This window comes from Streptomyces sp. NPDC002640, from assembly GCF_053592575.1.
On the sequence record NZ_JBSFVZ010000011.1, the window covers coordinates 244,520 to 264,338 of the forward strand.

At 74.5% G+C, this 19,819-nt stretch carries 18 protein-coding genes, 2 pseudogenes and 1 riboswitch; of the genes and pseudogenes, 10 read left to right on the plus strand and 10 right to left on the minus strand.

Annotated elements, in window-relative coordinates:
• Window positions 1-14 precede the first annotated feature (14 nt).
• The 6 genes and pseudogenes from ACWD3O_RS17295 to thiO all read right to left on the minus strand — a co-directional run.
• Entirely contained in the window at window positions 15-452 is a 438-nt protein-coding gene (locus tag ACWD3O_RS17295) for a type II toxin-antitoxin system VapC family toxin (protein WP_451413550.1), read from the minus strand.
• Window positions 449-718: a hypothetical protein gene (locus ACWD3O_RS17300; protein ID WP_451416423.1), complete on the minus strand. Its 270-nt coding sequence runs from the start codon at window positions 716-718 to the stop codon at window positions 449-451. The genes ACWD3O_RS17295 and ACWD3O_RS17300 overlap by 4 nt, the downstream gene beginning before the upstream one ends.
• Window positions 719-1,028: 310 nt before the next feature.
• The gene (pknB, locus tag ACWD3O_RS17305) at window positions 1,029-2,987 is read right to left on the minus strand and encodes a Stk1 family PASTA domain-containing Ser/Thr kinase (protein WP_451416424.1); all 1,959 of its coding nucleotides are present in this window, start codon (window positions 2,985-2,987) and stop codon (window positions 1,029-1,031) included.
• Window positions 2,988-3,069: 82 nt separating this feature from the next.
• Complete coding sequence (locus tag ACWD3O_RS17310) at window positions 3,070-3,897, minus strand: thiazole synthase (RefSeq protein WP_451413547.1); 828 nt, start codon at window positions 3,895-3,897, stop codon at window positions 3,070-3,072.
• 1 nt (window position 3,898) lies between these two features.
• Window positions 3,899-4,111 (minus strand): sulfur carrier protein ThiS, encoded by a 213-nt coding sequence (gene thiS, locus ACWD3O_RS17315; RefSeq protein WP_451413546.1) that lies wholly within the window; start codon window positions 4,109-4,111, stop codon window positions 3,899-3,901.
• Window positions 4,112-4,341: 230 nt separating this feature from the next.
• A pseudogene (gene thiO, locus ACWD3O_RS17320) lies at window positions 4,342-5,475 on the minus strand (glycine oxidase ThiO); the annotation flags it as partial.
• Window positions 5,471-5,583, minus strand: a riboswitch (TPP riboswitch). It overlaps the preceding pseudogene by 5 nt.
• 82 nt (window positions 5,584-5,665) lie before the next feature.
• On the opposite strand from thiO, the gene ACWD3O_RS17325 reads away from it, so the two are divergent.
• The 6 genes from ACWD3O_RS17325 (at window position 5,666) to ACWD3O_RS17350 (ending at window position 10,687) form a co-directional block, all read left to right on the plus strand.
• The gene (locus ACWD3O_RS17325) at window positions 5,666-5,980 is read left to right on the plus strand and encodes a hypothetical protein (RefSeq protein WP_361139326.1); all 315 of its coding nucleotides are present in this window, start codon (window positions 5,666-5,668) and stop codon (window positions 5,978-5,980) included.
• Between the two features lie 60 nt (window positions 5,981-6,040).
• Window positions 6,041-7,273, plus strand: coding sequence for an NAD(P)/FAD-dependent oxidoreductase (locus ACWD3O_RS17330; protein WP_451413544.1), 1,233 nt, complete (start codon window positions 6,041-6,043; stop codon window positions 7,271-7,273).
• Window positions 7,274-7,344: 71 nt separating this feature from the next.
• On the plus strand, window positions 7,345-7,710 hold the full coding sequence (locus tag ACWD3O_RS17335) for an Rv2175c family DNA-binding protein (protein ID WP_356130789.1): 366 nt from the start codon (window positions 7,345-7,347) through the stop codon (window positions 7,708-7,710).
• 252 nt (window positions 7,711-7,962) lie between these two features.
• Window positions 7,963-8,640 carry a thiamine phosphate synthase gene (thiE, locus tag ACWD3O_RS17340; protein ID WP_451413543.1) on the plus strand — a complete coding sequence of 226 codons (678 nt, stop codon included), beginning with the start codon at window positions 7,963-7,965 and terminating at the stop codon, window positions 8,638-8,640.
• A gap of 163 nt (window positions 8,641-8,803) precedes the next feature.
• Entirely contained in the window at window positions 8,804-9,742 is a 939-nt protein-coding gene (gene metF / locus ACWD3O_RS17345; RefSeq protein ID WP_451413542.1) for a methylenetetrahydrofolate reductase [NAD(P)H], read from the plus strand.
• Between the two features lie 39 nt (window positions 9,743-9,781).
• A complete protein-coding gene (locus tag ACWD3O_RS17350) occupies window positions 9,782-10,687 on the plus strand; it encodes a hypothetical protein (protein WP_451416425.1) in 906 nt (301 codons plus the stop codon).
• 111 nt (window positions 10,688-10,798) lie between these two features.
• Here the strand turns inward: ACWD3O_RS17350 and ACWD3O_RS17355 are convergent, their stop codons facing one another.
• From ACWD3O_RS17355 to ACWD3O_RS17370, 4 genes and pseudogenes are all read right to left on the minus strand, one after another.
• The gene (locus tag ACWD3O_RS17355; protein ID WP_451416426.1) at window positions 10,799-12,385 is read right to left on the minus strand and encodes a phytoene desaturase family protein; all 1,587 of its coding nucleotides are present in this window, start codon (window positions 12,383-12,385) and stop codon (window positions 10,799-10,801) included.
• A 192-nt stretch (window positions 12,386-12,577) separates the two neighbouring features.
• Window positions 12,578-12,982 (minus strand): DUF3040 domain-containing protein, encoded by a 405-nt coding sequence (locus tag ACWD3O_RS17360; RefSeq protein ID WP_451416427.1) that lies wholly within the window; start codon window positions 12,980-12,982, stop codon window positions 12,578-12,580.
• Window positions 12,983-13,292: 310 nt separating this feature from the next.
• A complete protein-coding gene (locus tag ACWD3O_RS17365) occupies window positions 13,293-14,054 on the minus strand; it encodes a class I SAM-dependent methyltransferase (protein WP_451413539.1) in 762 nt (253 codons plus the stop codon).
• A gap of 109 nt (window positions 14,055-14,163) precedes the next feature.
• A pseudogene (locus ACWD3O_RS17370) lies at window positions 14,164-14,589 on the minus strand (SAV_6107 family HEPN domain-containing protein); the annotation flags it as partial.
• A 122-nt stretch (window positions 14,590-14,711) separates the two neighbouring features.
• Here ACWD3O_RS17370 and ACWD3O_RS17375 point away from each other — a divergent pair.
• From ACWD3O_RS17375 to ACWD3O_RS17390, 4 genes are all read left to right on the plus strand, one after another.
• Window positions 14,712-15,980: an ATP-binding cassette domain-containing protein gene (locus ACWD3O_RS17375; RefSeq protein ID WP_451416428.1), complete on the plus strand. Its 1,269-nt coding sequence runs from the start codon at window positions 14,712-14,714 to the stop codon at window positions 15,978-15,980.
• Window positions 15,952-18,036 (plus strand): YhgE/Pip family protein, encoded by a 2,085-nt coding sequence (locus tag ACWD3O_RS17380; protein WP_451416429.1) that lies wholly within the window; start codon window positions 15,952-15,954, stop codon window positions 18,034-18,036. The genes ACWD3O_RS17375 and ACWD3O_RS17380 overlap by 29 nt, the downstream gene beginning before the upstream one ends.
• Before the next feature lie 11 nt (window positions 18,037-18,047).
• Window positions 18,048-18,659 (plus strand): TetR/AcrR family transcriptional regulator, encoded by a 612-nt coding sequence (locus ACWD3O_RS17385; RefSeq protein WP_451413536.1) that lies wholly within the window; start codon window positions 18,048-18,050, stop codon window positions 18,657-18,659.
• Between the two features lie 244 nt (window positions 18,660-18,903).
• Complete coding sequence (locus ACWD3O_RS17390) at window positions 18,904-19,500, plus strand: DUF4126 domain-containing protein (protein WP_451416430.1); 597 nt, start codon at window positions 18,904-18,906, stop codon at window positions 19,498-19,500.
• The last annotated feature ends 319 nt before the right edge of the window (window positions 19,501-19,819 follow it).

Genomic DNA, 19,819 nt, shown 5'->3' on the forward strand with positions numbered 1-19,819 from the left:
TCTTCGAAAGGGCTTCAAAGGTCGTCGGGGAGGACGCGGAAGTGGGTGTACCGGCCGCTCAACGGTCGGACGGTTCGGAAATCACGGATGTCGCGGGTGACGATGGCGTCCGTGTCGTATTCGGCAGCCAGGGCGACGTTGACGGCGTCCACGAGGTCGAGGTCCAGTGCCGAGTACCGGGCACGGATCGCCAGTGCGGCGTCGAGCATGTCGGCGGTGGGTGGGACGAGGACCAGGCGAAGCTGACGGGTCCGGGCGGTCAGGGAGCGGAGGATGCCGTCCGCCGCCTTCCGGCCCGCGCGGCTGGTAGCCACCTGATGCACCTCGGTGAGAGCCAGGGGAGTGGCGACGAGCAGGGCGCATTCGTCGACCGCCTTCCTGGTGGCCAGGTGGGCGGGATCAGAGCGGTTGAAGAGCGTCAGCAGCCCGGAGGTGTCGGCGACGGCGATCACGCCTGGTCCTCCGTGTTTCGCCGCTCCCGGGACTCGTGACCGCGGACCACTGCGTCTCGGATCTCCTCCGCAGTGACTGGGCCGCCGAGGTCGTAGGTCTCCTCGTCGGTGACGAACGGCTCTTCCCATACCCGGTAGGCGAGAGCGATGCGGTGGATGCCCTCACGGATTATCTCGGCCTCGGGCTTCCCCACCCGGGCGGCGGCCTCCTTGATCAGCTCCAGATCGCTGTCCTCGGCATAGACGTTCGTGCGCTTCAGTGCCATGCGTTGATGGTACATGTCCTGTACCAGATGTCTCGGTGAGGTGGGTGCAAGCGTGATGGGCTGAAGGGCATGCCGCGGGTACGGGGCGCAGCTTCCGCCGACTCCTACGCCGAGGAAGAAAGGGGCCAGGGCATGGTCAGCGGCGCCAGCCAGCGCGGGCAGGCCGGTGTCCTGGCGGCGCATCTACGCCGGAGCCATAGGTGGCCAGGGTCCACATCTCGCCGCAGCAGACGCGTACCGGCACGACGCTGGCCGGCCATCGCAGCATCCCGTCGTCCTCGTCGGCACCGTTACGAGCGCTTTCCCAGGGCTAGCGGATCCTGATGGTGATCGTCGAGCCCTTCGGGGCCTTGTCGCCGGCGGAGGGGGACTGGGACTTCACGGTGTCGCGGAAGATGCCGAGGAGGCCGCGGTCCTCGTCGACCTCGAAGCCGGCCGCCTCCAGCGTCGCCGTCGCCTCGTCGACGGACCGGCCGGTGACGTCGGGGACCTCGATCATCTCGGGGCCCTTGGAGAGGGTGAGGGTGATCGTGTCGCCCTCGCCGGCCCGTTCCCCGGGGCGGGGGGACTGCTGGGCGACCTGGCCGCGTTCGTGCTGGGAGTGGATCTCCTGCGGGTCGATGCGGACCTTGAGGCCCGCGGCCTGGAGTTCCGCGCGCGCCTCGTCGAGTTCGGTGCCCGTGACGTCGGGGACGTCGACCGGTGCGCCCTTGCTGACGACCAGGGCGACGGCCGTGCCGGCCCGCCGCTCGGTGCCCGCCGCCGGGTCGGTGCCGATCACGGAGCCCTGCGGAACGCTCTCGCTGAACGCGCGCGTCACCATGCCCGGCTTGAGGCCCTGGTCCTCCAGTGCCTCGCGGGCCTGGTTCAGGGGGCGACCCTCGACGGAGGGGATCTTCACCACCTCGGGTCCCGAGGAGATGACCAGGGACACCGCGTCCCCGCCGCGCACCCGCTCCCCGACACCGGGGTCGGTGGAGATCACCGTGCCGCGCTCCACCGTGTCGCTGAAGCGGCGGGAGACGTCGCCGACCTCCAGACCGGCGTCCGACAGCCGGTCACGGGCCTGGGACTCGGTCTTGGCGAGCAGCGGGGGGACCTCGGTGAACTGGCCGGAGTTGATGTACCAGATGCCGCCGCCCAGGCCGACGAGGAGGAGCAGGCCCAGGACCAGGGTGAGCGGCCCCGGCCGGGCCGGACCGCGCCGGGAGGAACGGGAGGAACGGGAGGAAGGGGAAGGCGGCAGGCCCTCGGCGCCGAGCCGTGCGGTGTGCTCCGTCGCGGGGGCGGAGACCACCGTGGTGGGCTCGTCGTCGCCGACCGGCAGCGTACGGACCATCGGCCCGGAGAGCACCGAGGTGCGGTCCTCGGAACGGTCGTGCTCACCGGCACGGGCCAGCGGCGGCACCGCGTCCAGCTCGTCGGCGGACAGCGCCGCACGGGCCGCGCGTACGCGGGCCAGCAGTTCCGCGGCCGTGGACGGACGGTCCGCGGCGGCACGGGCGGCGGCCACGGCGACCAGCTCGTCCAGCGGACCCGCCAGCCCCGGCACGGAGGCCGAGGGCGCCGGAACGTCCTCGTTGAGGTGCCGGTAGAGGACCTGGGCGGGGGAGTCGCCGCGGTGCGGCTTCTCGCCGGTCAGCATCTCGTACAGGACGACACCGCAGGCGTAGACGTCGACGCGGGGGTCGGCGATGCCGCGTTCGATCTGCTCGGGGGCGAGGTAGGAGACCGTGCCCAGGACCGAGCCGGTGGAGTCGGTGACCGTGTCGACCGCCCTGACCAGGCCGAAGTCGGCGACCTTCACCCGGCCGTCGTCCCCTATGAGGACGTTCTCGGGCTTCATGTCGCGGTGGACGAACCCCGCCCGGTGGGCGGCGCCGAGGGCGGCCAGGACCGGCTCCAGGATGTCCAGCGCGGCCCGCGGCTGCAGCGCCCCGCGCTCGCGCAGGACGTCGCGCAGCGTGCAGCCGGCGACGTACTCCATGGCCAGGTAGACGTACCCCTCGTCGGCGCCCTGGTCGAAGACCTGCACCACGTTCGGGTGGGCCAGCCGCGCCACCGACCGCGCCTCGCGGATGAACCGCTCGACGAAGGCGGCGTCCTGCGCCAGCGACGGGTGCATCACCTTGAGCGCGAGCACGCGGTCGAGGCGGGTGTCCAGCGCGCGGTAGACGGTCGCCATACCGCCGACCGCGATCCGCGCGTCGACCCGGTAGCGGCCGTCGAGCAGGCGGCCGAGGAGCGGGTCCTGAAGGGTCGTGTCCACGGGGCGAGTCTACGAGGGGTGGGGCGGGGCCGGAGTCGCCCGCCGGAAGCGGGCGCCCCCTCGCGCCCCGCCGCGCGCCCCCTCAGAACGCCGGGCGCTCCGGATCGAGCTCGGCCAGGCCCTCCGTGGGGGAGGAGGCGTGGGCGAAACGGCGCTGCGGAATGCGCCCGGCCAGGCGCGCGAGGCGGCCCGCCTCGACGCCGTGCCGCATCGCCAGCGCCATCCGCTCCGGGTCCCGAGCCCTGGTCACCGCCGAGGCGAGCATCACACCCGCGCAGCCCAGCTCCATGGCGAAGCTCACGTCGGAGGCGGTGCCCGCGCCCGCGTCCAGGATCACCGGGACGCCGACGGACTCCACCATCAGCTCGAAGTTGTGCGGGTTGCGGATGCCCATGCCGGAGCCGATCGGGGAGCCCAGCGGCATCACCGCCGCGCACCCGACGTCCTCGAGGCGCCGGGCCAGGACCGGGTCGTCGTTGGTGTACGGGAGGACCGTGAAACCGTCGTCGACCAGGGTCTCGGCGGCGTCGAGGAGTTCCACCGCGTCCGGGAGGAGGGTGCGCTCGTCGGCCACCACCTCCAGCTTCACCAGCGAGGTGCCGAGCGCCTCACGGGCCAGGCGGGCGGTCAGTACGGCCTCGCCGGCGGTGAAGCAGCCGGCCGTGTTGGGGAGCAGCTGGATGCCCAGCCGTTGCAGGACGGAGAGGACCGAGCCGTGGCTCCTCGGGTCCACGCGGCGCATGGCCACCGTGGTCAGCTCGGTGCCGGAGGCGACCAGGGCGCGTTCCAGCACGTCCAGGCCGGTCGCGCCGCCGGTGCCCATGATCAGGCGGGAGGTCAGCTTCAGGTCGCCCAGGACCAGCACGTCGTCGTCCTGGCCGCCCTGTGCGCGGTGTGCGTTCGGTTCCACGTCAGCCTCCCTGGACGGCGGTGAGGATCTCGACCCGGTCGCCGTCGGCGAGCGGGGTGCCCGCCCACCGGTCGCGGGGGACCACGGTCTCGTTGACCGCCGCCGCCACGCCCGAGCGGGACGGGGTCAGCAGGGCCACGACGGTATCCAGCGCGGTTCCGGCGGCCAGCTCGCGGGGGGCGCCGTTGACCCGGACGGTGATGGGCGCGCTCATGCCACGGCCTCCTCGCCGATGGTCGCTTCGCCGACGGCCGCGTCGCCGCGGGCCGCCCTGGCGTGTGCCGCCTCGCCGACGGCTGCCTCGACGGGTGCCGCCTCGCCTACGGCTGCCTCGGCGTGTGCCGCCTCGCCGACGGCCACCCGGGCGTGTGCCGCGTCGCCGACGGCTGCCCCGGCGCGGGTCGCCTCGCCGACCGCCACCTCGGCGCGGGCCACCCCGCCGCGGGCCTTCGCGGCGAAACGGTTCGCCGCGAAGGCACGGGCCCGTTCCGGCAGCGTCCCGGTGGCCAGGGTCTCCGCCATCAGGTCGCCGCTGACGGGGGTGAGCAGCACGCCGTTGCGGTAGTGGCCGGTGGCCAGCAGCAGGCCGTCCAGCGTGGTCGGGCCGAGCAGCGGTGCGTTGTCCGGCGTGCCCGGGCGGAGCCCCGCCAGGGTCTCGGTCAGCGGCAGTTCGGTGATGCCGGGCAGCAGTTCACGGGCGTCCCGCAGCAGCGTGTACACGCCGCCCGCGGTCACCGTGGTGTCGAAGCCCAGCTCCTCGCTGGTCGCCCCCACCACCAGCTCCCCGTTCTCCCGCGGCACCAGGTACACCGAGCTGCCGCGCACCACGGCCCGCACCGTGCGGGACAGGAACGGCGCGTACACCGGCGGCACGGCCAGCCGCACCACCTGTCCCTTCACCGGCCGGACCGGGGGCCGCACCTCCTCGGGCACCCCGTCCAGTTCCCCGCTGCGGCTCCCGCCGGCCAGCACCACGCGCCCGGCGGGCAGCACGGTGCCGTCCTCCGTCACCACGCCGGCCGCCCGGCCGCCGGTGACCTCCAGCCGCACGGCGCGCCGCCGGTGGACCACCACCCCGGCCCGCTCGCAGGCCCGCAGCAGCGCCGTGGCCAGCAGGCGCGGGTCGGCCTGATGGTCGCCGTCCACCCGCAGCCCGCCCCGCACCCCGGGCGCCAGCATCGGCTCCAGACGGCGGCACTCCCGGCCGGTCAGCCACTCCGAGCTCAGCCCGTGCGCCCGGTGCAACTCGGCGAGTTCACGGAGCTCCGCGCGGTCGTCGGCGTCCAGGGCGACGGCGAGGGTGCCGCACGCCCGGTAGCCGACGTCCATGCCGGACGCCTCCGCCAGCTCGGCGGCGAACGCGGGCCAGCGACGCGCGGACTCCAGGTTGAGGGCGAGCAACTCCTGCTCCCCGTGGTGGTGTTCGGTGACCGCGGCCAGCATCCCGGCGGCCACCCGGGCCGCACCGCCGCCCGGCTCCGGATCCACCACGGCGGTCGCCGCGCCGTCCAGCGCGGCCCGCCAGGCGGTCACCAGGCCGATGATCCCGCCACCCACCACCAGTACGTCGGACGTCATGGCGTCCCGCTCCTCCCTTCGCCGGAATGACCCGGATCAGGTTCCTACGGTCGGAGGCCGCCAGCCTCCCTCTCAGCCCGGTGCGTCCGGGCTCCCGCGAGTGCCTTACCGTCGCCACCCTAACCGCTGCTCCACGACGCTGAAAGGGAGTCACCCCGTGACCCGCTCCGCCTCCCTCGACGGCCTGCTGATGGCCCCCGTCTCCGACCAGGCGCCCGGACAGGTCGGATCCGCGACCCGCTTCCGCTACCACGAGCGCGACGGCGAGGTGTGGGCCACCTATCAGGGTGGCGACATCACCCGCGGGTACCTGGTCGGCACCCGGGAGGACGACCGGGTGGACTTCCGCTACGTCCAGCTGACCCGCGACGGCGCGACCGCCTCCGGACACTGCGTCTCGCGGGTCGTCGAGCTGCCCGACGGGCGGATCCGGCTCGAGGAGACCTGGGAGTGGGAGTCCCGGCCGGGCAGCGGGACCAGTGTCGTGGAGGAGATCCGTCCGTGACCCCGGCGCTCCGGTGTCTCCGGCGCTCGGGATGTCTAAGGTGAGGGAGTGAGCGAGGGCGTGAACGAGCAGACGCGGGGACGGGCCGTACGGCGCGTGGTGATCGCCGGGGCCGGCATGGCCGGTGTCCGGACGGCGGTGGCGCTGCGGGAGCGGGGCTTCGACGGCACGGTGACGCTGATCGGCGCGGAACCGCACCCGCCGTACGACCGGCCGCCGCTGTCCAAGGCGGTGCTGCTGGGCCAGGCCGACGCCGACCGCGCGGCCGCCTTCGACGTCGACTTCACGGCCCTCGGCATCGATCTGTGGCTCGACTGCGCGGTCACCGGGGTGCGCACCGCCGACAAGGAGATCGACACCTCCCGGGGACCCGTCGGCTACGACGTGATGGTGGCCGCCACCGGCGCCCACCCGGTCCGGCTGCCCGGCACCGAGGACTCCGCGGGCGTGCACGTGCTGCACGACCTCGACGACGCCCGGCGGCTGCGGCCCGTGCTGGAGCGCAAGGAGTCCGTGGTGGTGGCCGGCGCGGGCTGGATCGGCGCCGAGTTCACCACCGCCGCCCGGGACGCCGGCTGCCCGGTGACCGTGGTGGAGGCCGCCGGACGGCCGCTCTCCGGAGCGCTCCCCGAGGAGGTCGCCCGGCCGATGGGCGCCTGGTACGCCGAGAGCGGCGCCACCCTGCTCACCGGGGCCCGCGTCGACCGCGTCGAGCCCGGCGCGGTCCTGCTCGCCGACGGCACGCGGCTCGAGGCGGACGCGGTGGTCGTCGGCATCGGCGCCCGGCCCTCCACGCGGTGGCTGGCCGGAGCGGTGGAGCTCGGACCGCACGGCGAGGTGCTGGCCGACGAGCGGCTGCGGGCCTCCGCCCCGGACGTGTACGCGGTCGGCGACTGCGCCTCCTTCCCCTCCGCCCGGTACGGCGAGCGGCTCCTCGTCCACCACTGGGACAACGCGCTCCAGGGCGCCGGGACGGTCGCCGAGGGCATCCTCGGCGAGACCGCGGCGGCCCCCTACGACCCGGTGCCGTACTTCTGGTCCGAGCAGTTCGGACGCTTCGTGCAGTACGCCGGGCACCACGCCGGCGCCGACACGCTGCTGTGGCGCGGCGAGCCCGCCGACCCGGCGTGGAGCGTGTGCTGGCTGCGCGAGGGCCGCCTGGTCGCCCTGCTCGCCGTGGGCCGCCCCCGCGACCTGGCCCAGGGCCGCCGGCTCATCGCCTCCGGGGCGCTCGTCGACCCGGACCTGATCCGTGACCCCGCCCGCCCGCTGAAGGCGTCCGCCGCCCGTTGAGACGCCCGGAAGGACCACAGCGCGGGGGGCCCGACTTCCCCCTCCCGGTCCTTGATGGCACGCTTGGTCCCGTGACCGAGATTGACGCGAAGACCGATGCTCTCGTTCCCGAGTGGCTCACCCTCCCCGACATCGCCGAGAAGCTCGACGTGGAGGTGACGCGCGTGCGGCAGCTGGTGAAGGAAGGCCAGCTGATCGCCGTGCGCCGGGGTGAGAACCGCGCGCTGCACGTCCCCGCCGCCTTCATCGACGGGGACAAGGTGGTCAAGGGCCTCACCGGCCTGCTGACGCTGCTGCGGGACGACGGCTTCACCGACGAAGAGATGCTGGAGTGGCTCTTCACCCCTGACGAGTCCCTGCCGGGCACGCCCGCGCAGGCCCTCAGCGAGAACCGAGGCACGGAGGTGAAGCGCCGCGCCCAGGCGCTCGCCGTCTGAGCCGACGCACCACCACCGGCGGCCGCCCCCACGAGCGGGGCGGCCGTCCCATGTCACCACCACGCGCCGCGCCCGGCCCACGCACCCGCCGGGTGCCGTCCAGGGCCTCATGCCCGACGCCTCACGCCCAGGGCCTCAAGCCCGACCGCTCATGCCCAGGGCCTCACGCCCGACCGCTCATGCCCAGGGCCTCACGCCCAGGGCCTCATGTCCGACGTTTCCACGCTTCACGCTTCCGGGGGGAACCGCACCATGTCCGTGACCCAGGCCGCCACCACCGCCGCCGCCTCCGACGCCCGCGCCCGGCTCGCCGACGCCCGGCTCTACCTGTGCACCGACGCCCGCCGCGACCGCGGTGACCTCGCCGCCTTCCTGGACGCCGTGCTGGGCGCGGGAGTGGACATCGTCCAGCTCCGCGACAAGGGCCTGGAGGCCGCCGAGGAGCTCGAGCACCTGCGGACCCTGGCCGAGGCATGCGCCCGCCACGGCAAGCTGCTCGCCGTCAACGACCGGGCCGACGTGGCGCACGCGGCCGGGGCGGACGTGCTCCACCTGGGCCAGGGAGACCTCCCGGTGCCCGCCGCCCGGGCGATCCTCGGCCCCGACGTGCTGATCGGCCGCTCCACCCACTCGGTGGCGCAGGCCGAGGCCGCCGCCGCCCAGGAGGGCGTGGACTACTTCTGCGTCGGCCCCTGCTGGCCCACGCCCACCAAGCCGGGCCGCCCCGCCGCCGGGCTCGACGTGGTCCGCCACGTCGCCGCACTGGAGGTGGAGCGCCCCTGGTTCGCCATCGGCGGCGTCGACCTCGGCAACCTCGACGAGGTGCTGGAAGCCGGAGCCCGCCGCGTGGTGGTGGTCCGGGCGATCACCGAGGCCGACGACCCGGCGGCCGCCGCCAAGGCGTTCTCCGAGCGGCTGCGCGGACACTGAGCACGGTCCACCGGGTGGGGAGGCCGCAGGGTCGGTCCAGGCCCGGCTCGGCGCTCCCGCGCAGGTCGCGGCAGGGGTTCGCGCAGGTCACGCCTCAGACGCGGCTGTCCGGGGAGCGGACAGTCTTTTGGAGCGGGGCCACGACCTGGCTAGTCTGCGAACCATGGCCCTAGGAACCGCATCCACCCGCACGGACCGCGCGCGCACCGTGCGTGACATGCTCGCCGCGGGGCGGCAGACCGTCTCGTTCGAGTTCTCCGCGCCCAAGACGGAGAAGGGCGAGCGGAACCTGTGGAACGCGCTCCGGCGGGTCGAGGCGGTGACCCCGGACTTCGTCTCGGTGACCTACGGCGCCGGCGGCTCGACGCGCGCGGGCACGGTCAAGGAGACCGAGCAGATCGTCTCCGACACCACCCTGACCCCGGTCGCCCACCTGACGGCCGTGGACCACTCCGTGTCCGAACTGCGCAACATCATCGGGCAGTACGCCGACGCCGGCATCCGCAACATGCTGGCGCTGCGCGGCGATCCGCCCGGCGACCCGATGGGGGAGTGGGTCGCACACCCCCAGGGCCTCAACTACGCCGCCGAACTCGTCGAACTCATCAAGGAGTCGGGAGATTTCTGTGTGGGTGTGGCGGCCTTCCCGGAGCTCCATCCGCGTTCCCCGGACTGGGACTCGGAGGTCCGGCACTTCACCGACAAGTGCCGTGCCGGGGCCGACTACGCCATCACCCAGATGTTCTTCCAACCCGAGTCCTACCTGCGGTTCCGTGACAAGGCGGCGGCCGCCGGGTGCGAGACGCCGATCATCCCCGAGGTGCTGCCCATCACCAGCGTCCGGATGCTGGAGCGGCTGCCCACTCTGAGCAACGCCGTGATTCCCACCGGGCTGAAAGAGCGGATCCTCACAGCCAAAGACGATCCGGCCGCTGTACGCTCCCTGGGAATCGACTTCGCCACGGAGTTCTGTGCGCGGCTGCTGTCCGAGGGTGTGCCCGGGCTGCACTTCATCACGCTCAACAACTCCACGGCCACACTGGAGATCTACGAGAACCTGGGCCTGCACCACCCAGTGCAGGGCTGGACCGGAAGCGTCTGAGTCCGTCAGACTGCCCGGTCCCAGGGAGAGGGGCGTTACATGGGCTGGACGGTCCTCTACATCGCGTTCGGCATCGTCGCGCTGTGGCTGCTGGGCGAGGTGCTGCTGCAGTACAAGGCGAAACTGCGGTGGCGTGTCCTCGCGTTCGTCGGCTTCCTTGGTGTGGTGATCGGCGTGCTCTTCGCCTCGGTCGCCGTCATCGGCCTGGGCGCGGTGGCGTTCGCGGTGGGACAGACCTTCGTCACGCTGTCGTTCCGCAGCGGCTTCTCGCAGGGCTGGGCCCTGCCCGCCGCCCGCCGTCGTGCCGGGGCGGACGACGACTGGGAGGAGTACGAGGGCGACGACCGCGGCGGGCGCGGAGAGCGCCGTGAGCGGGACGAGCCCGACGCGCTGGACGCGCTGGACGAGCGGGACGAGCGGGACGAGCGGGACGGTCGTCGTGACGACGAGCAGGCCGTGACCGCCCCGGACGCGTACCAGGGCGCGGCGGAGGCCGCCGCGGCGTACCAGCCGCAGCCGATGCCGGACGACACCGGCTCCTACGGCGTCTACGACAACTCCGGCTACGACACCGGCGGGTACCCCGCCGCCACGCCCGCCGGAGCGGAGGGCCAGCAGGGCTACGGCTCCTACGACACCTACGCCGGCACCGGCTACGACCAGCAGCAGTACCAGGCCTACGCGGACCCCTACGCCACGCAGGGCGACCAGACGGGCCAGTACGGCTACGACGGTACGTACGGCGGCCAGCAGCAGGGCTACGGGCAGCAGACCGGGTACGACGCCTCCGCCTACGGCGGCTACGGCGACACCACGCCGCCCGGCGGCGTCTGGGTCCCGCAGCAGCGCGGGGCGGACGACCCGTACGGGACGGAGCAGCAGCAGCCGCCGCAGCCGCAGCAGCAGCCCTATCCCTACGGGTACGACGAGCAGTACCGGTACTGAGCCGACGCCGAGGCCCGGTCCCCCCTCGCCGGGGGGCCGGGCCTCGTTCGTCTGCCGGTGCGGGCGGTTGGGTGCCTCGCGAAGCTTTCAGGTGCAGCCTTCAGGTGCCGCTCACTGAGAGCCGCGGAAGTCCGGGCCCTCGACGACGAGGCCCGCGACCAGCGCGCCGGACATCCCCGCGTGCGGGAGGCCGCCGCCGGGGTGGGACCAGCCGCCCACCCGGTACAGGCCGGGCAGACGCGTGGCGTTGCCCGGGTGCAGGAGTGCCGCCCCGCCCCCGGCCAGCGCGGGGGCCGGGACGCCCTCGGTGCCGGTCTCGCGCCGGGTGTCCGCGGGCGTGCGGACCTCGTGCCACAGCAGCCGCTCCCGCAGCCCCGGAACGGCGGCCTCCGCGGCCGTCAGCATCAGTTCCGCCAACCGTTCGGCCGGTCCCTCCGCCGGTCCCTCCGCAGACCGCTCGGCCAGTTGCTCCGCAGACCCCTCCGCAGACCGCTCGGCAGACCGCTCGGCCTTCGCGGACCCGAGGCCGGCCGGCACCGTCGCGGTCAGCACCGCGGACTCGTGGTTGCCGTCCGGCCGCAGCGCCGGGTCGTCGGGGCGCAGGACGGTGACCGTCGGAGTGACGCCGCCCCGCCGGTCGGCCGGGAGCCTGCCGAACAGGGCGTCCAGCTCGGCGTCCCGGTCGGGGGAGTGGACCACGGTGCGGTGCACCGCGTCCGCGTCCCGCGGGCCCCGCAGCGCCAGCAGCACCGTGAGCCGGCCCGGCACGGGCTCGTCGGCCGGACGCGGCGGAACCTCGCCCTCCGACGGAGTCTCGCGCGCGTGGTCCACGAGGCCCGGGCGCACGCCCAGCACCACCTGGTCCGCCTCCTCGACCGTGCCGTCCGCGAGCTCCACGCCCGCCGCCCGGCCGTCCTTCTCCACCACGCGCACCACCTCCGCCCCGAAGCGGAACTCCACCCGCCGGGCCACGCAGCGCTCGTGCACCGCGCGGGCCAGCTCGCGCAGACCCCCGCGGACGTACCAGACGCCGAAGGCGTGCTCCATGTACGGCAGCACCGCCGCGCTCGCCGGAGCCGTGCGTGGGTTCAGCCCGTAGGCCAGAGCGTGGCTCTCCAGCAGCCGCGCCAGCCGGGGATCGCCCAGCTCCCACTCGCCCACCTGGGCGAGGGTGGCGGCCTGCCGGGTCCGCAGCAGGCGGCGGTGCGGAACGGCCGGGTACGGCTCACGCCCGGCCAGCACGTCCCAGTTCGGCCACAGCGGCTCCTCCAGCAGCGGGCGGCGGGTTCGGTCCCACGCCTCCCGGCCGCGCACCAGGAAGTCGCCCCAGCGCTGCCCCGCGCCCCGGCCCAGGCCCTCCTCCAGCGCGGCCACCACGCCGGCCCGGGAGGCGTTGGGCAGATCCACCCGGGTGCCGTCGGGGAAGAGGTGGCGGGCCGACGGGTCCGTCTGGACCAGTTCGACGCACTCCTCCAGCGGCTCCTTGCCGGTCTTGACGAAGAGGTCGCGGTACACGGCAGGCAGGGGGAGGAGACCCGGGCCGGTGTCGAAGGCGAAGCCGTCCCGCTCACGGCGGCGCAGCGCGCCTCCGTAGCTTTCCGTCCGCTCGTACACCGTCACGCGGTGGCCGGCCACGGCCAGACGCGCGGCGGCCGCCATGGCGCCCATTCCGGCGCCGATCACTGCAACCCGTCCCATGGTGCGTGAGTCTATGACCGCCCGGACCGGCACATTCCGACGGGCAGGGCACGGGCACGGGCGCCTGGCTGGAAGGAACGGCAGAGGTAAGGGCGGCCCGGGTGCCCGCGGCTCCGATGCCCGCGGTCCCCGTGCCGTCGGGCATGCCAAGAGGGGCGCCCGGCTGTGCGGGCGCCCCTCGGAAGCTGATGGCTACCGGTCCTGCTGATCGTCCCGGCGGCGCTGCCAGCGCTGCTCGATGCGATCCATCACGGACCTCTTGCGCGCCGTCGCGGCGGCCCCGGGAGCGCCCGGAGCGTCGGCGGCGGTCGGCTGCTCGCCCGGCTTGGGGCCCTTGCGCCAGCCGGTCACGGCCAGCACGGCGCAGCCCAGCATCACCAGGAAGCCCACCACGCCGATCCAGATCTGCTGGGCGACCATTCCGGTCATGAGGAGCGCGATACCTACGAGGAAGCCCGCGACCGCCTGGTAGACCCGTCGCCGGGTGTACGTGCGCAGCCCGCTTCCCTCAAGCGCTGTCGCGAACTTGGGATCTTCGGCGTACAGCGCTCGCTCCATCTGCTCGAGCATGCGCTGCTCGTGCTCCGAGAGCGGCACGGGAGTCCTCCTCATCGTGCAGTCGCCGGGGCGACCGGGGGTCCCCTCCAGGATAGGCAGGGAATCGCCCCCGTGAAACCCGCCCCTCTACGCCATTTGGCAACCGGTTCCGGTCATGCTCGGCCGGACCCCGTGAAACTGTCATTCCCCGCGGGCCCGCCCGTCATGCCCGGCGGTCTGCCACCGATCATACGGGGCTTTCGGCCGGTCGGCAGGGCTCACGGTCCATCCCGTCCGACGCCGCGCCGCTGATCACGGCGGGGGCGCCGGTCGGCACCGGGGCCGCGCACCGCAGGGCGGGCACCGGACGTCAGGATCCGGACGCCTCGGCGAGCACGTGGAGCTGGGTGGCGACCGCGTGGAAGGACTCCAGCGAGGCCACCGCCGCCTCCAGGCGCAGCAGGGCCTCCCGGGCGCCGGGCTCGGTGTCCACCAGGACCCCGGGCACCAGGTCCGAGAAGACCCGCACGCCGTGCACCGCGCCGACCCGCAGGCCGCTGCCCTCGACCAGCGAGGTCAGCCGGTCGACGGTGAAGCGGTGCGGGACCGGGTCGCCGTCGCCCCAGCGTCCGTCCGGGTCCTCCAGGGCGCGCTTGGCCTCCTCGAAGTGGCCGGCGAGGGTCCGGGAGAGCACCGCGCCGCCCAGGCCCGCCGCCAGCAGGCTGAGCAGCCCGCCGGGGCGCAGGGCGGCCGCCGTGTTGCGCAGGCCCTCCGCGGGGTCCTCCACGTACTCCAGCACGCCGTGGCAGAGCACCGCGTCGTAGGCGGCGCGGTCCACCACGTCGAACAGGCCGTGGACGTCCCCCTGGACTCCCCTCACCCGGTCGGCCACACCGGCCTCGGCGGCGCGGCGCTCCAGGGCGAAGAGGGCGTCGGGGCTGGGGTCGACGACCGTGACCCGGTGTCCCAGCGCGGCGACGGGCACGGCGAAGTTGCCGCTGCCGCCGCCGGTGTCGAGGACGTCCAGCGGCCGGCCGTCGCCGGTCTTGGCGTGGCGGTCCAGGGCGTCCTTCAGGACCTCCCAGACCACGGCGGTACGGAGAGAAGCGCGGGGGCGCATCGGGTCCGACACGGCGGTGACTCCTCGGCGGGGCGATCGGTGGCCGCCCGGCCCCGGGAGCGGGGGCGGGCCGGCGAATGACCCCACCCTAATGGGCGTCCCCGCCGGTCAGCCCGGTCGCCCGCTCCACGAGGCGGAGGAAGACGGCCACGTCGCGTATCAGGTCGTCCGCCTCCCGCGCCGAGACGGCGTGCGGAAGATCGGCCTCGGCGCGGGCCCGGCGGTCGGCCCCGGACGCGAAGAACGCCGCCCACTCCCTCAGCTCGGGTGCCGCTTGGGCCAGCACCTCCCAGGCACTGCGTATCGGCGTCCGGCGGCGACGGCGCGGCTCGGGCAGCGGGTCGGCGCGGACCGCGAGGACGGCGGCGGCCCCGCGGAGCGCCGCCAGGTGGGCGGCGGCGTAGCGCTCGTTGGGCGTGGTCAGGAGCAGGGCGCGGTCCAGGCCCGTCCGGGCGCGGGCGAGCAGGTCGAGACCGGCGGGCGGTGCGGACGCCCGGCGGACCACCGGATGGGTCATGACGAACCTCCTGTCGTCGTACGACAGCATCTGTCCTGTCTGGTCCCATCCTGCGCTGCGGCACTGACAATCGGGCTGACCTGCGGTTTTGTCCTCGGGGGTGGTTCAGGCTAGTTTTTGCACTGACCAGTCAGTGCAAAGAGCTGAGGTGCATGCGTGTGAGCCGGCAGGGGGACGGGCCACCGCCCGCCACGGGCGTCGCCGCCCGGGGGCTCGGGGTGAAGGGGCCCCGGGGCTGGGCCTTCCGCGGAGTGACCTTCGAGGCGGATCCGGGGGCCCTGGTGGCCGTCACCGGTCCCTCCGGGTCCGGGCGGACGGCGCTGCTGCTGGCCCTCACCGGGCGGATGCGGCCCACCGAGGGCACGGCGGAGGTGGCGGGACGCGCGCTGCCGCAGCGGATGGCGGAGGTCCGCCGGGTGACCGGCGTGGCCAACGTGCCGGGGGTCACGGACCTCGACCCGGCCCTGACGGTCGCGGAGCACCTGCGCGAGCGGGTCCTGGTCGGCCGCCGGTACGGGGGTCCGGCGGCCGATCTGCTCCGCGGGCTGCTGCGATCGCCGCGGGCGCGGGCCGCGGAGGACGCGGCGCGGGTACGGGGCGCGCTGGAGGACGTAGGCCTCGACCTGGCCGACCTGCCGAAGGGCGGCCGCACGGCGGTGCGGGACCTCTCACGGGCGCAGGAGCTGCGGCTGTCGGTGGCCCTCGCCCTGCTGGGGCGGCCGGACCGCCCCGCCGTGGTGGCCGTGGACGACGCCGACCTGGGCCTTTCCGCCCCCGAGCGCGCGGCGGCGACGGCGATGCTCTCCGCCCTTGCCGCACGGGGCGTCACCGTCCTCGCCGCGTGCCGCGAGGTTCTGCCGGAGGCGGACGTGGTGGTCCGCACCGGGGTGTGCGACGCGGCCGAGGGCGAGGGCGGTCGCCCTGGGCCGGGCGGGGACCAGGCCGAGCAGGCTGAGCCGACCCGACAGACGCAGCAGGGCGAGCGGATCGAGAAGGCCGAGGCCACCGGGCAGACCGGGCAGGCCGAGAAGGCCGGGCAGGTCGGGCGGACCAAGCTCGGGCTGAGCAAGAGGTCCGCGCGGCCCGCTGTGGCCGACAGGACCGGGCAGGCCGAGGCCGGGCCCGCCGAGGCCGGGCCGAGCAAGCCCGCCGAGCGGGTCGAAGAGACCGGGCAGGCCGAGGCGGGGCGGAGCAGGCGGGGCGGGCAGGCCGAAGCCGGGCGGACCGAGCAGGACAAGGGCGCCGCGCAGGACAAGCGCGCCGCACAGGACCAGGCCACCGAGCAGGACCAGGCCACCGAGCACGACCAGGCCGTCGAGCAGGAGACGGCAGCCGAGCAGGAGACGGACACAGAGCGGGCCCGTGAGGGTCGGGACGGGGAGGAGGGGGCGGATGCGCACGCCGCGACTGGCCGCGCTTGAGCTGCGGCGGTTCGGCCGGGGCAGGCTGACCCGGGCCGCACTGGTCTCCATGGTGCTGCTGCCGTTGCTGTACGGCGCGCTGTACCTGTGGTCCTTCTGGGACCCCTACGGGAACCTGGACCGCGTCCCCGTCGCCCTGGTCAACCAGGACCGCGGCGCCACCGCCGAGGGGGAGCGGCTGACGGCGGGCGACGACATCGCCGAAGGGCTGCACGACAGCGGCGTGTTCGACTGGCACGAGGTGAGCCCCGCGGAGGCCCGCGAGGGGGTGCGCAGCGGCGCCTACTACCTGTCGCTCACCGTCCCCGCCGACTTCAGCGAACGCATCGCCTCCGGCGCCACGGACGACCCGCGGGCCGGCGCCCTGGAGGTGCGCACCGACGACGCCAACAACTACATCGTCGGCCAGATCTCCCGGAGCGTCTTCGCGGAGGTCCGCACCGCCGCCGCCGACAAGGCGACCCGCACCTTCCTGGACCGGATCTTCGTCTCGTTCTCCGACATCCACGAGGCCACCGAGAAGGCCGCCACCGGCGCCGACGACCTGGCCGGGGGCATCGAGAAGGCGAAGAAGGGCTCCGAGGACCTGGCCGGCGGCCTCGGCGAGGCGCGGACCGGCAGCGAGGACCTGTCCAAGGGCCTCCGCCGCCTCCACTCCGGCGCCGGCGACCTCGCCACCGGCTCCCGCCAGGTGGCCGACGGCACCGAGAAGCTGGCCGGCACGGTCAACGGCGTCGCGGACACCGTCCGCCCGTTCCTCGAGAAGAACGAGCGGACCATCGCCGACACCGCCCGGCTGGTCGCCGACTCGGCCGCCGCCGTCCGCGCCAACCTCGGCACCCTCGCGACGACCGCCCCCGAGGCGGCCCGCGCCTCCGCCGCGGCCGCCGAGACCCTGGACGGAATCCACCGCACCCGCTGCGAGGACTCCCCACTGCCCGACCCGGCCTGCCCCGACCTGAAGAAGGCCAAGGACGCCGCCGCGGACGTGGCCGCGGTCGCCGCCGACGTCGACCGGCTGATCGCCGGCCAGAACGGCGACCTCTCCGGGCTCGACAAGAACCTCGCCGACCTGGAGAAGCAGGCCGACGCCCTCGCCGAGCGCGCCCCGCACCTCACCGAGGACCTGGACGACGCCGTCGAGAAGGTCAACGCGCTGAACGAGGGCGCCAAGAAGGTCGCCGCCGGCGCGAAGGACCTCCGCACCGGCCTCGGCAACGCCCGCTCCGGCGCCGAGGACCTCGACCAGGGCGTGGGCGCCCTCGAAACCGGCGCCGAGAACCTCGACGGCGGCATCTACCGTCTGGTCGACGGCTCCGGCGAACTCGCCGGCGGCCTCCACCAGGGCGCCGAGAAGATCCCCGACCTCGACGAGGCCGACCGCGACCGGCGCACCGAAGTGATGGCCGACCCCGTCCGGCTGGCCGACTCCCCGCTCCACCAGGCCGCCAACTACGGCACCGCCTTCGCGCCGTACTTCATCCCGCTCGCCCTGTGGGTCGGCGCGATGGTCGCCTACATGCTGATCCAGCCCCTCAACCGCCGGGCGCTGGCGGCCGGCGCGCCGGGGTGGCGGATCGCCGTGGCCGGCTGGCTGCCGGTCGCCGCGCTCGGCGTGCTCCAGGTGACCGCGCTGATGTCGGTCCTGCACTGGGGGATCGGGCTCCACATGGCCCGGGCCACCGCCACCGTGGGCTTCCTGCTGCTGGTGACCCTCTGCTTCACGGCGATCGTGCAGTGGCTCAACGCCCGCTTCGGCGCGGCCGGGCGGATCCTGGTGCTCGCCCTGCTGATGCTCCAGCTGACCTCGGCGGGCGGCACCTACCCGGTGGAGACCAGCCCCGGCTTCTTCTCGGCGATCCACCCGTACCTGCCGATGAGTCACGTGGTCACGGCGTTGCGCCGCCTGATCACCGGCGGCGACACCGCCCCCGTGCTCGTGGCCTGCGCCGTGCTCCTCGCCTACACCGCGGGCGCCCTCGCGCTGACCACGGTCGCGGCCCGGCGCAAGCAGGTGTGGGACTTCGGCCGACTGCGTCCGGAGCTGAGTCTGTGACAATCGTCGGCATGAAGAGCAGCACCGGCCGCCGCGCCGCCACCAAGCAGAAGCTCTACGAGGCGGCCGTGACCCTCATCGCCGAGCAGGGGTTCTCCGCCACCACGGTGGACGAGATCGCCGAGCGGGCCGGGGTCGCCAAGGGCACCGTCTACTACAACTTCGCCAGCAAGTCCGTGCTCTTCGAGGAGCTGCTCCGCCACGGCGTCGGACTCCTCACCGCCTCGCTGCGCGCGGCCGCCGAGGAGACCACGGCGAGCGGCGGCAGCCGGGTGGACGCCCTCGACGCGATGATCCGGGCCGGCCTGGTCTTCATCCACCGCTACCCCGCCTTCACCCAGCTCTACGTCGCCGAACTGTGGCGCACCAACCGGGCCTGGCAGGAAACGCTGATGGTGGTCCGGCAGGAGGCCGTCGCGGTGGTCGAGGCGGTGCTGCGGGAGGGCGTCGAGGCCGGGGAGTTCAGCGACGAGATCGACGTCTCGCTGACGGCGGCGGCGCTGGTGGGCATGGTCCTGGTCGCGGCGCTGGACTGGCTGGCGTTCCAGCCGGAGCGGTCGCTGGACGACGTGCACGGCGCGCTCTCGCTGCTGCTGCAGGGGCGGGTGGCCGGCTGCCGCTGAGCGGCGCCGCCGCGGGACGGCCGGGGACCGCGGAGGTCCGCCGGGGACTGCGGGGGACCGTGGGTGGGCACGCGCACCGGTTCCGCCGCCCCGTGCCGGCGGTACCGGTGGCGCGGTGCCCCTCTCCCCCGTGGCAGTACTCTGCCGGGCCGGCCGGATGGGGCCCATCCGCTCGGATACTCAACCCGCCGTATGAGTACGCGTACTCAGACGGCGGGCCCGGGACGCGTCTACCATCACGGACGTGTCCGTACTTCCCCTGGTGTTCACCAGTGGCTGGGCCAGCGGGATCAACGCCTACGCCGTCGTCCTCCTGCTCGGCCTCTTCGGCGCGGCCGGACTGACCGACGAGGTGCCCGAGGCGCTGCAGCGCACCGACGTCCTGGTCGCGGCCGGTGCGCTCTTCCTCTGCGAGGCGGTGGCCGACAAGATCCCGTACCTGGACTCGGCGTGGGACGCCGTCCACACCGTGGTGCGGCCGGTCTCCGGGGCGGTGGTGGGCGCGCTGCTCGCCGGGCAGAGCGGGTCGCTCCCCGACCTGGCGGCCGGGGCGCTCGGCGGTTCCACCGCGCTCGTCAGTCATCTGGTCAAAGCCGGTACGCGGATAGCGGTCAACAGCTCGCCCGAGCCGTTCAGCAACGTCCTGGTGAGCGTGGCCGAGGACCTCGGCGTGGCCGGGGTGGTGACCCTGGCGATCTTCCATCCGGTCGCCGCGGCGATCGTGGCCGCCGCGTTGCTGCTCGCCGGACTGGTGGCGCTGCTGTTCCTCGCCTCCCGCATCCGCCGCTTCCTCCGCCGCCGGGCCGTCCGCCGCGAGGAACGCCACCGCGCCCACCTCTGACCCCCTCACGCCCCCGCGTCCGCCGTAGCCGGGGCCGCCCGCGCGAGGCCGCCCCGACACAGGGCCGCACGGTGGCCGTCCAGCCCGGCCCAGGCCCACCTCATCGCCCCGGCAGACCCACGCCCCGCCCAGACAGGGGAGGAGGCATGAGCGCCCTCGGCCGACTCCGACCCCGGTCCCGGCCCGGCCCGTACCCGGGCCACCCCGTCCTGCGGACCCGGCCCCGGCCCGGACCCGTTCGATGCTGTCGAGCGCGCCGGAGGTCACGGTGAGCGGCCCGTCGGGCACCGCGTCTCCGTCCAGCTCCGCGCGGGCGATC

What these genes read in the sequence shown, in the direction of transcription:
- ACWD3O_RS17300 (WP_451416423.1), bottom strand. Translation starts at nt 718, where the DNA reads ATGGCACTGAAGCGCACGAACGTCTATGCCGAGGACAGCGATCTGGAG.
- thiS (WP_451413546.1), bottom strand. Translation starts at nt 4,111, where the DNA reads ATGAGCGCGCCCATCACCGTCCGGGTCAACGGCGCCCCCCGCGAGCTG.
- ACWD3O_RS17325 (WP_361139326.1), top strand. Translation starts at nt 5,666, where the DNA reads ATGGCCCCCGTCTCCGACCAGGCGCCCGGACAGGTCGGATCCGCGACC.
- thiE (WP_451413543.1), top strand. Translation starts at nt 7,963, where the DNA reads ATGTCCGTGACCCAGGCCGCCACCACCGCCGCCGCCTCCGACGCCCGC.
- metF (WP_451413542.1), top strand. Translation starts at nt 8,804, where the DNA reads ATGGCCCTAGGAACCGCATCCACCCGCACGGACCGCGCGCGCACCGTG.
- ACWD3O_RS17350 (WP_451416425.1), top strand. Translation starts at nt 9,782, where the DNA reads ATGGGCTGGACGGTCCTCTACATCGCGTTCGGCATCGTCGCGCTGTGG.
- ACWD3O_RS17355 (WP_451416426.1), bottom strand. Translation starts at nt 12,385, where the DNA reads ATGGGACGGGTTGCAGTGATCGGCGCCGGAATGGGCGCCATGGCGGCC.
- ACWD3O_RS17375 (WP_451416428.1), top strand. Translation starts at nt 14,712, where the DNA reads ATGCGTGTGAGCCGGCAGGGGGACGGGCCACCGCCCGCCACGGGCGTC.
- ACWD3O_RS17380 (WP_451416429.1), top strand. Translation starts at nt 15,952, where the DNA reads ATGCGCACGCCGCGACTGGCCGCGCTTGAGCTGCGGCGGTTCGGCCGG.
- ACWD3O_RS17385 (WP_451413536.1), top strand. Translation starts at nt 18,048, where the DNA reads ATGAAGAGCAGCACCGGCCGCCGCGCCGCCACCAAGCAGAAGCTCTAC.